13 protein-coding genes, 1 tRNA gene and 1 pseudogene are annotated in these 13,998 nt (G+C 68.0%); 6 read left to right on the top strand and 9 right to left on the bottom strand.

Annotation, left to right across the window (positions count from 1 at the left end; all coding sequences use genetic code 11):
* Positions 1-132 (top strand): annotated as a pseudogene (locus AC07OQ_RS23835) (ABC transporter ATP-binding protein); the annotation flags it as partial.
* 66 nt (positions 133-198) lie between these two features.
* Here AC07OQ_RS23835 and AC07OQ_RS23830 read toward each other — a convergent pair.
* From AC07OQ_RS23830 to AC07OQ_RS23815, 4 genes are all read right to left on the bottom strand, one after another.
* A complete protein-coding gene (locus AC07OQ_RS23830) occupies positions 199-1,221 on the bottom strand; it encodes a Bug family tripartite tricarboxylate transporter substrate binding protein (protein ID WP_495055634.1) in 1,023 nt (340 codons plus the stop codon).
* Positions 1,222-1,259: 38 nt separating this feature from the next.
* Complete coding sequence (locus AC07OQ_RS23825; RefSeq protein ID WP_495055633.1) at positions 1,260-2,381, bottom strand: Leu/Phe/Val dehydrogenase; 1,122 nt, start codon at positions 2,379-2,381, stop codon at positions 1,260-1,262.
* Positions 2,382-2,522: 141 nt separating this feature from the next.
* The gene (locus AC07OQ_RS23820; protein ID WP_495055632.1) at positions 2,523-3,260 is read right to left on the bottom strand and encodes a 2OG-Fe dioxygenase family protein; all 738 of its coding nucleotides are present in this window, start codon (positions 3,258-3,260) and stop codon (positions 2,523-2,525) included.
* Positions 3,261-3,328: 68 nt separating this feature from the next.
* A complete protein-coding gene (locus AC07OQ_RS23815; RefSeq protein ID WP_495055631.1) occupies positions 3,329-4,366 on the bottom strand; it encodes a CDP-6-deoxy-delta-3,4-glucoseen reductase in 1,038 nt (345 codons plus the stop codon).
* 119 nt (positions 4,367-4,485) lie between these two features.
* Here AC07OQ_RS23815 and AC07OQ_RS23810 point away from each other — a divergent pair, with 119 nt between their 5' ends.
* Positions 4,486-5,370 carry an SDR family oxidoreductase gene (locus tag AC07OQ_RS23810; protein WP_495055630.1) on the top strand — a complete coding sequence of 295 codons (885 nt, stop codon included), beginning with the start codon at positions 4,486-4,488 and terminating at the stop codon, positions 5,368-5,370.
* Between the two features lie 95 nt (positions 5,371-5,465).
* Here the strand turns inward: AC07OQ_RS23810 and AC07OQ_RS23805 are convergent, their stop codons facing one another.
* Together AC07OQ_RS23805 and AC07OQ_RS23800 are read right to left on the bottom strand one after the other, a co-directional pair.
* Positions 5,466-6,050, bottom strand: a complete 585-nt coding sequence (locus AC07OQ_RS23805) for a rhomboid family intramembrane serine protease (RefSeq protein WP_495055629.1) — start codon at positions 6,048-6,050, stop codon at positions 5,466-5,468.
* A 137-nt stretch (positions 6,051-6,187) separates the two neighbouring features.
* Positions 6,188-6,272, bottom strand: a tRNA-Leu gene (locus AC07OQ_RS23800).
* A gap of 77 nt (positions 6,273-6,349) precedes the next feature.
* Between AC07OQ_RS23800 and cysM the strand changes: the two genes are divergently transcribed.
* Genes cysM through AC07OQ_RS23785 form a run of 3 tightly spaced genes read left to right on the top strand, consistent with a single transcriptional unit; the run spans position 6,350 to position 8,045 of the window.
* Positions 6,350-7,261, top strand: coding sequence for a cysteine synthase CysM (gene cysM / locus AC07OQ_RS23795; protein WP_495055628.1), 912 nt, complete (start codon positions 6,350-6,352; stop codon positions 7,259-7,261).
* Positions 7,258-7,794, top strand: coding sequence for an NUDIX domain-containing protein (locus AC07OQ_RS23790; protein WP_495055627.1), 537 nt, complete (start codon positions 7,258-7,260; stop codon positions 7,792-7,794). Before cysM ends, AC07OQ_RS23790 begins: the two co-directional genes overlap by 4 nt.
* 23 nt (positions 7,795-7,817) lie before the next feature.
* Positions 7,818-8,045, top strand: coding sequence for a sulfurtransferase TusA family protein (locus tag AC07OQ_RS23785; RefSeq protein WP_195797079.1), 228 nt, complete (start codon positions 7,818-7,820; stop codon positions 8,043-8,045).
* 69 nt (positions 8,046-8,114) lie between these two features.
* Here AC07OQ_RS23785 and galU read toward each other — a convergent pair whose 3' ends face one another.
* Positions 8,115-8,987, bottom strand: coding sequence for a UTP--glucose-1-phosphate uridylyltransferase GalU (gene galU, locus AC07OQ_RS23780; protein ID WP_495055626.1), 873 nt, complete (start codon positions 8,985-8,987; stop codon positions 8,115-8,117).
* Between the two features lie 81 nt (positions 8,988-9,068).
* Between galU and AC07OQ_RS23775 the strand changes: the two genes are divergently transcribed.
* Positions 9,069-10,046 carry an NAD(P)-dependent oxidoreductase gene (locus tag AC07OQ_RS23775; RefSeq protein ID WP_495055625.1) on the top strand — a complete coding sequence of 326 codons (978 nt, stop codon included), beginning with the start codon at positions 9,069-9,071 and terminating at the stop codon, positions 10,044-10,046.
* A gap of 6 nt (positions 10,047-10,052) precedes the next feature.
* Here AC07OQ_RS23775 and AC07OQ_RS23770 read toward each other — a convergent pair whose 3' ends face one another.
* Positions 10,053-12,899 carry a valine--tRNA ligase gene (locus AC07OQ_RS23770; protein WP_495055624.1) on the bottom strand — a complete coding sequence of 949 codons (2,847 nt, stop codon included), beginning with the start codon at positions 12,897-12,899 and terminating at the stop codon, positions 10,053-10,055.
* 74 nt (positions 12,900-12,973) lie between these two features.
* The gene (locus AC07OQ_RS23765) at positions 12,974-13,951 is read right to left on the bottom strand and encodes a GMP reductase (RefSeq protein ID WP_495055623.1); all 978 of its coding nucleotides are present in this window, start codon (positions 13,949-13,951) and stop codon (positions 12,974-12,976) included.
* Positions 13,952-13,998 lie beyond the last annotated feature (47 nt).

Below are 13,998 nucleotides of genomic sequence, written 5' to 3'. Positions count from 1 at the left end.
CAGAACGCCAGCCGGGCGCTGCAGCTGGCCAACCGCGGCTATGTGATGGAGTCGGGCCTGGTCACGATGACCGGCGAAGGCAAGACCCTGCTCAGCGATCCCAAGGTCCGCGCCGCCTATCTGGGCGAGTAGCCACGGCGAACCGGCGCAAGGCGCTGACGCAGCAAAGGCGGCCTCGGCCGCCTTTGCTTTTGGGGCTCAGTCGAGCTTGGCTCCGGAGCGCTTGACCACGCCCTCGTACTTGGCCAGCTCGCCCTTGACGAAGGCGCCGAACTGCTCGGGCGTGCTGGGCGCGGGCTCGGCCATCAGCGTGGCCATGCGGGCCTTCATCTCGGGCGAGTTCAGGGCGTCGACGAAGGCGGCGTTCAGGGTCTTGACGGTGTCCGGCGCCATCTTGGCCGGGCCGAACAGGCCGAACCAGGTGTTGATGTCGAACCTGGCCAGGCCCAGAGCGGCCGGGCTTTCGGCGATGGTCGGGATCTCGGGCTGGGCCGCGGCGCGCTTGGCCGTGGTCACCGCGATGGCCTTGAGCTTGCCGGACTTGATATTGGCCGAGGCGCTGGCCAGGTTGTCGAAGTTCAGGTCCACCTGGCCCGAGACCAGGGCCAGTTGGGCCGGGTTGCCGCCCGAGTAGGGGATATGGGTCATGAACACGCCGGCCTGGGCCTTGAACATCTCGCCGGCCAGATGGCCCGCGCTGCCGTTGCCGCCGGAGCCGTAGTTGAGCTTGCCGGGATTCTTCCTGGCATAGGCCACCAGGTCGGCCACGCTGTCGATCTTCAGGCGCTGCGCGGCCTCGGCATTCATCACCAGCACATTGGGCACGCGCGCGACCAGGGTGATCGGCGTGAAGTCGCGGATCGGGTCATAGGGAATCTTGCTGAACAGCCAGGGGTTGATCGCATGCGTCGCGACCGCGCCCATCACCAGGGTCGATCCGTCCGGCGCGGCCTTGGCCGCCAGATCGGCGCCGAGGTTGCCGCCGGCACCGGCCTTGTTCTCGATGATCACCAACCCGAGCTTGTCCTTGACCCGCTCGGCCAGCGCGCGTGCGACGATGTCCAGCGGGCCGCCCGGTGCATAGGGCACGATCAGGCGCAGCGGCTTGCTGGCCTGAGCCAGCGCCTGGCCGGCGCCGAACAGGGTGGACGAAAGGGCAAGACCCGCGAGCAGCAGCCGGCGGGTCTTGATGGGAGCGGAAATATGGCGGGTGCTGTTCATCCCGCTAGCCTAGCAGGCCGGCGACCCGCGGATGGCGCTTAGCGCACGGGCCTGACCAGCTTGGCGCGAGCCCAGGCATCGGCCTCGCGGGCCGGCGTGGAATTGCCGAGGCGCACGCGCTCCAGCAACTCGGCCACGCGCTCGCGGATGCGGCCGACCTCGGCCATCACGGCCGCCTCCTCGCCCTCGCCGCGGTACTCGCGCGCCACCGAGATGATGCCGCCGGCATTGACCAGGTAGTCGGGCAGGTAGGCGATGCCGCGGACCTGCAGCGCGTCGCCATCGGCCGGCGTGGCCAGCTGGTTGTTGGCGGCGCCGGCGATCAGGCGGGCGCGGATCTGCGGCACGCTCAGCGCGTTCAGCGCGGCGCCCAGGGCGCAGGGCGCCAGCACGTCCGCGTCGGCGGCGATGATCTCGTGGATGCCGACCGCGACGGCGCCGAACTCGGAGCGCGCGCGCTCGACCTTGGCGGCATCGATGTCGGCCACGATCAGCTTGGCGCCGGCCCGGTGCAGGTACTCGGCCAGATGCCAGCCCACCGCGCCCAGGCCCTGGATGGCGACGCGCGTGCCTTCCAGCGAGGCCCGGCCCAGCACGCGCTTGACGCCTTCGTCGATCGAGACGAACACGCCGTAGGCGGTCTTGGGGCTGGGGTCGCCGCCAAAGGCGCCTGCCTCGCGCGGGATGCCGCTGACGTACCGCGTCTGGCTCTGCATGCCGCGCATGTCGGCGGTGGTGGTGCCCACGTCCTCGGCGGTGATGTAGGCGCCATTCAGCGACTGCACGGCACGGCCGAAGGCGGCGAACAGCGCGGCCCGGTCGTTGCTCTCATTCCAGCCCTGCGGCCTGATGATCACCGCCTTGCCGCCGCCGAAGGGCAGGTCGGCCAGCGCGTTCTTCAGGCTCATGCCCTGCGACAAGCGCAGCGCGTCGTTCAGCGCGGCCAGCTCGTTGTCGTAGCTCCAGAAGCGGCAGCCACCGAAGGCCGGGCCGCGGGCCGTGCTGTGCACGGCCAGGATGGCCTTCAGGCCGGTCTCGGCGTCGGCGGCCAGCAGCACTTTCTCGTGCGGTGCTTGCTCGGGCAGGCCGAACAGGGAGGAGGGGAGGGAGGAGGGCGCGTCGGCGACGATGGCGCGCGCGAGATCGGAGATCGCGTTCATGGGTGCTTGCACTCGTGGTGCTTGGGTTGGGGCGCCGGGGTGGCGCCGGGAGCCGCGCTTGTGGCGCGGGGCCTCACGAGTGTAGGAGGGCAGGCGGCACCGGCCCCTGCCGCTTGGGCATGGGGCCATGCCGCAGCGGCATCAGGGCCCCTGGAAGCCGCCGGCGCGCAGGGTCACGACCAGGGTGTCGCGGTGACCATGCTCGGCCGCCGGCTGGATCGGGGTGGTTTCGTGGATCATGCGCTCGTCGTCGAGCAGCAAGAGGGTCCAGGGCGCGGTCATCGTGAAGCGCTGGCCCTGCGGGCCGCGCGCCTCGAAGACGCGCGACTCGCCGCCCTTGATGCCCTTCCGGCCGATCAGGAACACCGCGACCAGATCGACGCCGTCGCGGTGCGCGCCCTCGGGCGTGGGGCGGCCGATGCCGTCGGTGGTGTCGATGCGGAACTGGTGCGCCTCGATGAACCAGGGCCCGACATGGTTGTCCCGGCCCTTCAGCGCGGAGGCCACGCCGGTCAGGCCCCGCATCAGCGCGCCCCAGGCCGGCAGCGCCACGGCCTCGGGTTGCACCGGCTCGAACCAGCGTTCGATGCCGCCATGCAGCGCGTTGTAGTCCAGCGGCTGCCAATGGGCGCGATGTTCGACCTGGCGCAGCCGCGTACCTTCGGCGACGAAGCAGCCATGGCGGCGAAAGCGGTAACGACCGCCGTCGCGCAGATAAGCGTCGGGCGGCAGCTGGTTCCAGAATGGTTCCAGCGCGGCCAGTTCCGCCCCCGTGACGCCGAAGGCCCGCTGCACGCTGGCGGGCGAGATCACCGCATGGCCCTGCTCATTGAGCTGTGCCTGGAAGCGGTCGACGGCGACGTAGGGCGGTTCGAACATCAATGCTTGTGGTTGCGACCTATAGCGGCCTGGGCCGCCATGAGTCTTCTCCGCGGCCGCGCCGGCCGTCAGCCGGAATGCTTGTCTGCTTCGGAGGTGAACGAATCGGCGTAGAACTCTTCCGCCGGCAGCCTGCACTGTGCCACGAAGTCGCGCTGGGCGGACTCGACGACGATGGGCGCGCCGCAGGCATAGACCTGATGACCCGACAGGTCGGGGAAATCGGCCATCACCGCCTGGTGGACGAAGCCGCTGCGGCCGCTCCAGTCGTCCTCGGGCCTGGGCTCGGACAGCACCGGCACATAGGAAAAGTCCGGCAGCGCGCTGGCGGCCTGCAGGGCCCAGTCGTGCAGGTACAGGTCGGCCTTGCTGCGGCAGCCCCAGTACAGCGCCACCGGGCGGCTCAGACCCAGGTGCTGGATGCGCTCGATGATGGCCTTGATCGGCGCGAAGCCGGTGCCGCTGGCCAGCAGGATCATCGGCTTGTCGCTGTCCTCGCGCAGGAAGAAGCTGCCGAATGGGCCTTCCATGCGCAGGATGTCCTTTTCCTTCATCGCGCCGAACACATGGTCGGTGAACTTGCCGCCGGGCATGTGCCGGATGTGCAGCTCGATCGCGGCCGGTGTGCCCAGGTTGTGCGGCGCATTGGCCATGCTGTAGGAGCGGCGTGCGCCGTCGCGCAGGATGAACTCCACATACTGGCCGGCATGGAACTGGAAGTTCAGATTGGCCGGCAGCTGCAAGCGCACCACGGCCACGTCGCCGGCCGGCTTGTCCAGGCTGATGACGCGGCTGGGCAGCTTCAGCACCGCGAACTCTCCGGCGCCCGGCACGGTGCGGGCCTCCAGCACGCAGTCGCTCTGCGGTGTGGCGCAGCAGGTCAGCACGAAGCCGGCCGCTTCCTCCTCCGGCGTCAGGGTCTTGGGCTGGTGCGGGCCGAGGGTCACGCGGCCTTCCAGCAGGCGGCTCTTGCAGGAGCCGCAGGCGCCGTCCTTGCAACCATAGGGCAGGCCCACGCCCTGGCGGATGGCGGCTCCCAGCATGGTTTCATCGCTCGCGACCTCGAAGACGCGGCCGCTGGGCTGGACGGTAACCTGGAAATTCATGGTGATGGGCAAAAGGCTAGGGCTGACGGCAGGGCCGACAAAAACGCGGCCCGCCTCGGATGCGGGCGGGCCGTACACTCGCCCTCTATTTTGCCTGAGCCCACGAAAGTCACCTCTTCATGACCGCCCGCCCGTCGCCCCCGCGTCTGCTAATCATCGGCTGTGGCGATGTGGGCCTGCGGGTGCTGAGGCTGCTGGGCGGGCGTTTGCCGGTGTTTGCGCTGAGCTCCAGCCCGGCGCGTTTCGCGGCACTGCGGGCGGGCGGCGCGACGCCGCTGTGGGGGGACCTGGACCGGCCGGAGACCCTGGCGCGGCTGGCCGGCCTGGCCGACCGGGTGCTGCATCTGGCGCCGCCGCAAGGGCAGGGCGACCAGGACCGACGCACCCTGAACCTGCTGCGCGCACTGGCGCGCGATCGCGCGCCGCGCGCGCTGGTCTATGCCAGCACCACGGGGGTCTACGGCGATGCCGGCGGGGCGCGCTTCGACGAGACGCGCCCGGTGGCGCCGGCGACCGACCGCGCGCGGCGGCGCGTCGATGCGGAGCAGCGCCTGCGCTGGTTCGGCGCGCGCTTCGGCTGTCGCGTCAGCATCCTGCGCGTGCCCGGCATCTATGCGGCGGACCGCGCCGGCGGCCATCCGCGCGAACGCCTGGCACGCGGCACGCCGGTGCTGGCGCGCACGGACGATGTCTACACCAACCATATCCATGCCGACGATCTGGCGCGCGCCTGCGTGGCGGCGCTGTGGCGCGGCCTGCCGCAGCGCGTGCTGCATGCCTGCGATGACAGCGAACTGCTGATGGGCGACTACTTCGAGCTGGCGGCCGAACTCTGCGGCCTGCCGCCGCCGCCGCGCATCACGCGGGCCGAGGCCGCGGCGCAGATGTCACCGCTGCAGCTGAGCTTTTGGAGCGAATCGCGCCGGCTCGACAACGGCCGATTGAAGAAGGAACTGCGCCTGAGGCTGCGCTATCCGCAGCCAGCGGAGGGGCTACTTGCTTGAGTGTGTGGATCGCGCGGAGGCCGAGGATCCGGCTCCGCCGGTCCTGCGGCCTCGCCCCCTTGAGGGGCGCGCGCAGCGCGTAGGGGGGGCTGTGCTCAGCGGCGACGGCTGCCGCTGCGCCAGTAGCGGATCAGCAGGAAGGCGCCCAGCATGCCGCCCAGGTGCGCAAAGTGGGCGATGCCGCTGCGGCCGGACAGGCCCATCAGCAGCTCCAGCGCACCGAAGATGGCGACGAAGTACTTGGCCTTCATCGGGATCGGCGGAAACAGCGGCATGATGATGCGGTCGGGGAACAGCATGCCGAAGGACAGCAGCAGGCCGAACAGCGCGCCGGAGGCCCCCACCGTGGGCGAGAAGGATCCGATCAGCAACGTGAACACCAGCTGCACGGCCGCCGCGCTGAGGATGCTGGCGACCAGCATCTGCAGATAGCGCTTGCCGCCCCAGACGCGCTCCAGCTCCGAGCCGAACATCCACAGGCCCAGCATATTGAAGAACAGATGCAGCATGTCGCCGTGCAGGAAGGCATAGGTGACGGGCTGCCAGGGCAGGAAGCGGCCGCTCTGCAGCGGCCACAGCGCGAACATCAGCTCCAGCGAGGGCGGCAACAGCAGGAAGGCGCAGAACAGGCCCACGCAGGCCAGCATGAAGGCTTTGGTAACCGAGGGCAGATGGGGCATGGCAGAGCTTGTGAACGCAGCGAAGGAAGGGCCGTGGGTAAGCGGCAGAGTGTATGCGCAGCGCCGGGCGCGGGCGCCGAAACGAAAAAGCCGCTCGGAGAGAGCGGCTTGATGGTTTCAGCGCGGGCCTTGCTTGCTGGTGCCCGGGGCCGGACTCGAACCGGCACACCTTGCGGCGGGGGATTTTGAGTCCCCTGCGTCTACCGATTTCGCCACCCGGGCCAGTCTCGGCAATGCGCGTTTGCTGAAGCCAAGGATTATGCCATGCAATGCCTTTCATTGACTGCGACAATGCGCGCATGAGCAAGCAGAAACAGTATCCCAGCCTCGAAGATGTGATCGGCAACACGCCCATGGTGCGCCTGCAGCGCCTGGGGTCAGAGCTTGCCTCGCGCGGCAATGTGATCCTGGCCAAGCTCGAAGGCAACAACCCCGCCGGTTCGGTCAAGGACCGCCCGGCTATCAGCATGATCCGCCGCGCCGAGGAGCGTGGCGACATCCGGCCCGGCGATACCTTGATCGAAGCCACCTCGGGCAATACCGGTATCGCGCTGGCGATGGCGGCGGCGATCCGCGGCTATCGCATGGTGCTGATCATGCCGGAGGATTTGTCGATCGAGCGTGCCCAGACCATGAAGGCCTTCGGCGCCGAGCTGGTGCTGACCCCGCGCTCCGGCGGCATGGAATATGCCCGCGACCTGGCCGAACAGATGCAGCGCGACGGCAAAGGGCACGTGCTGGACCAGTTCGCCAACGAAGACAACCCGCGCATCCATTACGAGACCACCGGTCCCGAGATCTGGCGCGACACCGAGGGGCAGATCACCCATTTCGTCAGCGCGATGGGCACGACCGGCACGATCACCGGGGTCTCCAAGTTCCTGAAGGAGAAGAACTCGCAGGTGCGCATCATCGGGGCCCAGCCCGCGGAGGGTTCCCGCATCCCCGGCATCCGCAAATGGCCCGAGGCCTACCTGCCAAAGATCTACCGCCCTTCGGCCGTGGACGAACTGGTGCTGGTCAGCCAGTCGGATGCCGAGGAGATGGCGCGCCGCCTGGCGCGCGAGGAGGGGCTGTTCGGCGGCATCTCGGCGGCCGGCGCCTGCTGGGCGGCACTGCAGCTGGCGCGCACGGTGGAGAACGCCACCATCGTCTTCGTGGTCTGCGACCGCGGCGACCGCTATCTGTCCACCGGGGTGTTTCCCGCATGAATGCGCCGGCCGCCTACCGTTTCTGCCCCAGCTGCGCCACGGAGCTGGCCTGGCTGGCGCGGGACGAGGATGGCGGCCCGAAGACCCGGCTGCGCTGCCCGAACTGCGGCTTCACGCATTGGAACAACCCGACGCCGGTGTTGGCCGCGGTGATCGAATGCACCGACCGCGAGGGCCAGGTCTTGCTGGCACGCAACGCGGCCTGGCCGGGGCGCTTCTTCGGCCTGATCACCGGCTTCATGGAGGCCGGCGAGACGCCCGAGGAGGGCCTCCGCCGCGAGGTGCTGGAAGAGACGGCACTGCGGGTCGATGCGCTCCAGCTGCTGGGCGTGTGGGACTTCCAGCGCATGAATCAGGTGATCATTGCCTACCATGCGACCTGCCAGGGTGAGATCCGGTTGTCGCCCGAACTGGCCGAGTACAAGCTGATCCCGCCCGAGCAGCTCAAGTGCTGGCCGCAGGGCACCGGCCAGGCGCTCGCCGCCTGGCTGCGCTCGCGCGGCATCGAGCCGCAGTGGCTGGAATTAAAATAGGCTTCAGCAAAGGAACCCAAGCCATGGACGCTCACAAGGAACTCGACACCCGCGGTCTGAACTGCCCGCTGCCCATCCTGAAGGCCAAGAAGGCCCTGGCCGAGATGGAAAGCGGCCAACTGCTGAAGGTGGTGGCCACCGATCCGGGCTCGATGCGGGACTTCCAGGCCTTTGCACGCCAGACCGGCAACGAGCTGGTGGAGCAGAGCACTCAGGCGGACGAATTCATCCATGTGCTGAAGCGCCGCTGAGAATCGGGCGGCGCCAGTAAAAAAAGGCCACGCGGTGCGTGGCCTTTTTGCTTTCGCGCCGCGGGCGCCTCAGATTTCCAGGTTCTGCAGGTACTCGCGGAAGCCCGGGCCGAGCTCGGGGTGGGCCAGGGCCAGTTCCACATTGGCCTGCAGAAAACCTTCCTTGCTGCCGCAGTCATAGCGCTTGCCGTCGTAGCGGTAGGCGAACACCTTCTCGCGACGCAGCAGGCCGGCGATGCCGTCGGTCAGCTGGATCTCGCCGCCAACGCCGCGCGGCTGGTTGGCGATCTCATGGAACACGCCGGCCGTCAGGATGTAGCGGCCCGCCACGCCCAGGCGCGAGGGCGCCACATCGGGCGCGGGCTTCTCGACGATGCGGCTGACGTCCATCAGCTTGTCGTTCACATGGGTGCCGGCGACGATGCCGTAGCGCTTGGTGTGCTCGGCCGGCACTTCCTGCACCGCCAGGATCGAGGCGCGCCATTCCTTGAATTGCTCGACCATCTGCTTGAGCACCGGCTGGCCACCGATCGGCCCCACCATCAGATCGTCTGCCAGCAGCACCGCGAAGGGTTCGTTGCCAACCAGGCGCTGAGCGCACAGCACCGCATGGCCCAGCCCCAGGGCCTGGGGCTGGCGCACATAGATGCACTCCATGTCATCGGGCTTGACGCTGCGCACCACGTCCAGCAGTTCCTGCTTACCCGCTTGTTCGAGGGCTACCTCCAGCTCGAAAGTCATGTCAAAGTGATCTTCGATCGGTCGCTTGTGGCGGCCGGTCACGAAGATCATTTCGCGCACGCCGGCCGCGTAGGCCTCCTCGACGGCGTACTGGATCAGGGGCTTGTCGACAACGGGCAGCATTTCCTTGGGCTGCGCCTTGGTGGCCGGCAGGAAGCGTGTGCCCAGGCCGGCAACGGGGAAGATCGCTTTAGTCACCATTTCCGTAAACTCTCTGATTGCTCGCGGCCATTGTGGCATGCGCGCCAGTATTGAAAATCGGGATTGCAAGACCGTGAAACAATGAGCCTGTTGATTGTGGAGCCGCTGGAGGCGGAGGTGATGCAGTGGCTGGCCGAGCGCCATGCCGTGCATTGCGCGCCCGAACTGGCTGGCGATGCACAGGCTCTGCGGGCCGCCCTGCACCAGGTGCAGGGTCTGGTCTTGCCGCCCAGCGTCCCGCTGGATGCGGCCCTGCTGCGCCTTGCCCCCAAGCTGCGCGTCGTTGCGCGCATGAGCGCAGGCCTGGAGAACATCGACATCGACGCCTGCCGTGCCGCCCGCGTCGAGGTGGTGCGCAGCCTGACAGCCACCGCCAGCGCCGAGGCCGAGTTCGTGATCGGCGCCTTGCTGGCCCTGCTGCGGCGCGTGCCGGTGCAGGCCAGCGACGGCATGCTGGTCGGCCGCGAACTGGGCTGCGCCACCGTCGGTCTGATCGGCATGAGCCCGGCGGCGCGCATGCTGGCCCAGTTGCTGCCGGCCTTCGGCACCCGCGTGGTCGGCTACGACCCCAGCCTGCACCAGAGCGAGCCGCTCTGGGCCCAATGGGGCATCGAGCCCCTGCCGCTGCGCGAGCTGATGGAGCAGAGCGACGGCGTCAGCGTGCAACTGGCCTATTTCCTGCGCTACCGCGGCCTGATCGGCGAACGCGTGCTGGGCTTTGCCAAGCCCTCGCAGGTGCTGGTGAGCATCGCCCATTCGGCGGTGTTCGACGAGCAGGCCCTGGCCCACGCGATGCTCAGCGGCCGCGTGCTGGCGGCCTGGTTCGACAGCCTGGAGCCGGGGCTGCTGGAGCCCGGTCGCCCGCTGCATGGCCTGGAAGGCCTGCAGGTGACGCCCCGGCTGGCGGGCACGACGCGCGAATCGCGCGTGCGTGCCGCCTGGGGCGTGGCCCGCCGCATGGACGAACTGCTGACCGCGCCGCCGCAGCCGATGGCGGAGTTCCGCGCTACTTACCCAGCCGATCTGCCCGAGCCCGCAGCCGTGTCACGCTGGCGCTGACCCGCTTCAGCGGGCCTGCAACTGATGCAATTGCGCGCGCAAGCGCATCACGGTGTTGCTGAAATCGGCAATGCGCTGACGCTCCTGGTCGACCACGGCCGCCGGCGCGCGCGCGACGAAGCTCTCATTGCTTAGTTTGGCGGTGGCCTTGGTGATCTCGCCTTCGAGGCGGGCGATCTCCTTGTCCAGACGGGCCTTCTCGGCCTCGACATCGATCTCCACCTTCAGCGCCAGGCGCACGGCGCCATGCACCAGCACCGGCGACATGCTGCTGGCCGCGTTGAAGGCGGCCTCGTCCTCGATCAGCTGCACCTCGGCCAGCTTGGCTAGCACCTTCAGCGCCGGGGCGGCCTCGCGCATGAAGCCCAGGTCGCCGCCCACCAGCAGGGGCACGCGGTCCGAGGGCGACAGGCCCATCTCGCTGCGCAGGCTGCGGCAGGTGCCGACCACCGACTTCAGCTGCTCCACCCAGGCGATGGCGGCCTCGTCGATGCGTTCGGGCCGGGCCACCGGATAGGCGGCGGTCACCAAGTAGTCGGACTGCTTGCGGCCGGCGATCGGCGCCACGGTCTGCCACAGCTCCTCGGTGATGAAGGGTGCGATCGGGTGCAGCAGGCGCAGGATGGTTTCCAGCACGCGGATCAGGGTGCGGCGCGTGGCGCGCGCGCCGGCCTCGTCGCCGGCGTCCCTGGCAGTCTGGATCTGCACCTTGGCGATTTCCAGATACCAGTCGCAGTACTCGTTCCAGACGAAGTCGTAGATCGCGTTGGCGACGTTGTCCAGTCGGTAGTCGGCAAAGCCCTGGGCCGCCGCCGCTTCCACCTTCTGCAGCGCGCTGACGATCCAGCGGTCGGCGGCGCTGAACTTCAGATAGCCATGGGCCGGGCCGCCGGGGGCGCATTGCTCCTTCGTGTGCTCCAGCAGGCCGCAGTCCTGGCCCTCGCAGTTCATCAGCACGAAGCGGGTCGCGTTCCACAACTTGTTGCAGAAGTTGCGATAACCCTCGCAACGTTTCGAGTCGAAGTTGACGCTGCGGCCCAAGGTGGCCATCGCCGCGAAGGTGAAGCGCAGCGCGTCGGCGCCGTAACCGGGGATGCCCTCGGGGAATTCCTTCTCGGTGGCCTTGCGCACCTTCGGGGCGGTCTCGGGCTTGCGCAGGCCCTGGGTGCGCTTATCCAGCAGCGGCGCCAGTTCGATGCCGTCGATCAGGTCCACCGGGTCCAGCACATTGCCCTCGGACTTGCTCATCTTCTTGCCATGCGAGTCGAGCACCAGACCATGGATATAGACATGCTTGAAGGGCACCCTGCCGGTGAAGTGCTTGGTCATCATGATCATCCGGGCGACCCAGAAGAAGATGATGTCGTAGCCCGTCACCAGCACCGAGCTGGGCAGGAACAGGTCCTGTTCCGTCGTCTGCTCGGGCCAGCCCAGCGTGGAGAAGGGCACCAGGGCGGAGGAGTACCAGGTGTCCAGCACGTCCTCGTCGCGCGTCAGGGTCTTGCCCGGCGACACCCTGTCCGCCTGGGCCTGGGCGGCCGCCTCGTCGCGCGCGACATAGACCCGGCCGTCCTCGTCATACCAGGCCGGGATCTGGTGACCCCACCAGAGCTGGCGCGAGATGCACCAGTCCTGGATGTTCTTCATCCACTGGTTGTAGGTGTTGACCCAGTTCTCGGGCACGAACTTCACCTCGCCGCTGGCCACGGCCTCGATCGCCTCCTCGGCGATGCTCTGGCCCTTGGCGCCGGCCTTCGTCATCGCAACGAACCACTGGTCGGTCAGCATCGGCTCGATCACCTGGCCGGTGCGGGCGCAGCGCGGCACCATCAGCTTGTGCTTCTTGGTCTCGACCAAGAGACCCTGTTCCTCCAGCTCGGCGACGATCTTCTTGCGTGCGACGAAGCGGTCCAGGCCGCGGTAGGCCTCGGGCGCCTCGTCGTTGACCGTGGCGTCCAGGGTGAAGATGGTCAGCATCGGCAGCGCGTGGCGAAGGCCGACCTGGTAGTCGTTGGTGTCGTGCGCCGGCGTGACCTTGACGACGCCGGTGCCGAATTCCTTGTCCACATAGTCGTCGGCGATCACCGGCACCAGGCGGCCGGTGATCGGCAGCTTCACCTGCTGGCCGATCAGATGCTTGTAGCGCTCGTCTTCGGGGTGCACCATCACCGCGGTGTCGCCGAGCATCGTTTCCGGACGAGTGGTGGCCACGACCAGCGACTCGTCGCCTTCGGCCAGCGGATAGCGGATATGCCAGAGGAAGCCGTCCTCCTCCTCGCTCTCGACCTCCAGGTCCGACACGGCGGACTTCAGGATCGGGTCCCAGCTGACCAGGCGCTTGCCGCGGTAGATCAGGCCTTCCTCGTAGAGCTTGACGAAGGTGTCGGTCACGACCTTGGACAGCTTCTCGTCCATCGTGAAGTACTCATGCTCCCAGGACACCGAGTCGCCCATGCGGCGCATCTGGCGCGTGATCGTGTTGCCCGATTCCTGCTTCCATTCCCAGACCCGCGCGACGAAATTCTTGCGGCCCAGGTCGTGGCGGCTCTGGCCCTTGTCCTGCAGCTGGCGCTCGACGACGATCTGCGTGGCGATGCCGGCGTGGTCGGTGCCCGGCACCCACAGGGTGTTGAAGCCGCGCATGCGGTGGTAGCGCGTCAGCGAGTCCATGATGGTCTGGTTGAACGCGTGACCCATGTGCAGGGTGCCGGTCACATTGGGCGGCGGCAGCTGGATGCTGAAGGACTCGCGCGCCGGGTCCAGCGTGGGCTTGTACAGGCCCTTGGACTCCCACAGAGGACCCCAATGGGCTTCCAGGGCGGCGGGCTCAAACGACTTGGCGAGTTCGGTCATGGTGGGGCGGCGAGGAAAAAGGGGCGGCTCCTTGCGGAGACGCCCCGGCTGGATAGCGGGATGGGGGAATTGTCCTACATGAACAGATGCTCGCCCGCGTTTTCCCCGCCCAGGATCACGTAGTTGACTTTCTTCAGGTCGGCCAACTGGCGGCCGCCGGCGTAGGAGATCGAGCTCTGCAGGTCTTCCTGCATCTCGCGCACGGTGTCGGCGAACCGGCCCTTCACCGGCTCGAGGATGCGCTTGCCCTCGACATGCTTGTACTCGCCCTTGTTGAAGTCCGAGGCCGAGCCGTAGTACTCCTTGTAGAGCTTGCCATCCAGCTCGACCGTCTTGCCCGGCGATTCCTCGTGGCCGGCGAACAGCGAGCCGACCATCACCATCGAGGCGCCGAAGCGCACGCTCTTGGCGATGTCGCCATGGTGGCGGATGCCCCCGTCGGCGATGATGGGTTTGGTGGCGACACGGGCGCACCACTTCAAGGCCGACAGCTGCCAGCCGCCGGTGCCGAAGCCGGTCTTCAGCCGCGTGATGCAGACCTTGCCGGGGCCGATGCCGACCTTGGTGGCGTCGGCGCCCCAGTTCTCCAGGTCGATCACGCCCTCGGGCGTGCCCACATTGCCGGCGATCACGAAGGTCTGCGGCAGTTTCTGCTTGATGTGGGCGATCATGCGCTGCACGCTGTCGGCATGGCCATGGGCGATGTCGATCGTGATGTAGTCGGCCCCCACGCCTTCCGCGGCCAGCCGGTCGATCACCGCGTAGTCGGCCTCCTTGACGCCCGAGCTGAGGGACACGAACAGGCCCTTGTCGCGCATCGCCTTGGCATAGGCCACGTTGTCCAGGTCGAAGCGGTGCATCACGTAGAAGTAGCCGTTGGCGGCCAGCCATTCGGTGATGCGCTCATCCAGCACCGTCTTCATGTTCGCCGGCACCACCGGCAGCTTGAAGCGGCGCCCGCCGAACTCCACCGAGGTGTCGCATTCGGCGCGGCTTTCCACGCGGCACTTGCGCGGCAGCAGCAGGATGTTGTCGTAGTCGAAGATTTCCATAAGTCCAAGTTCGCAAAGTCGGGGTGCGTTGCATGCAGTGCACCGCC

The sequence above is a fragment of the Roseateles sp. GW821-FHT09B06 genome, from assembly GCF_059418245.1.
The sequence above is the reverse complement of the archived record's forward strand: the minus strand, read 5'-3'. Positions and strand labels throughout refer to the sequence as shown.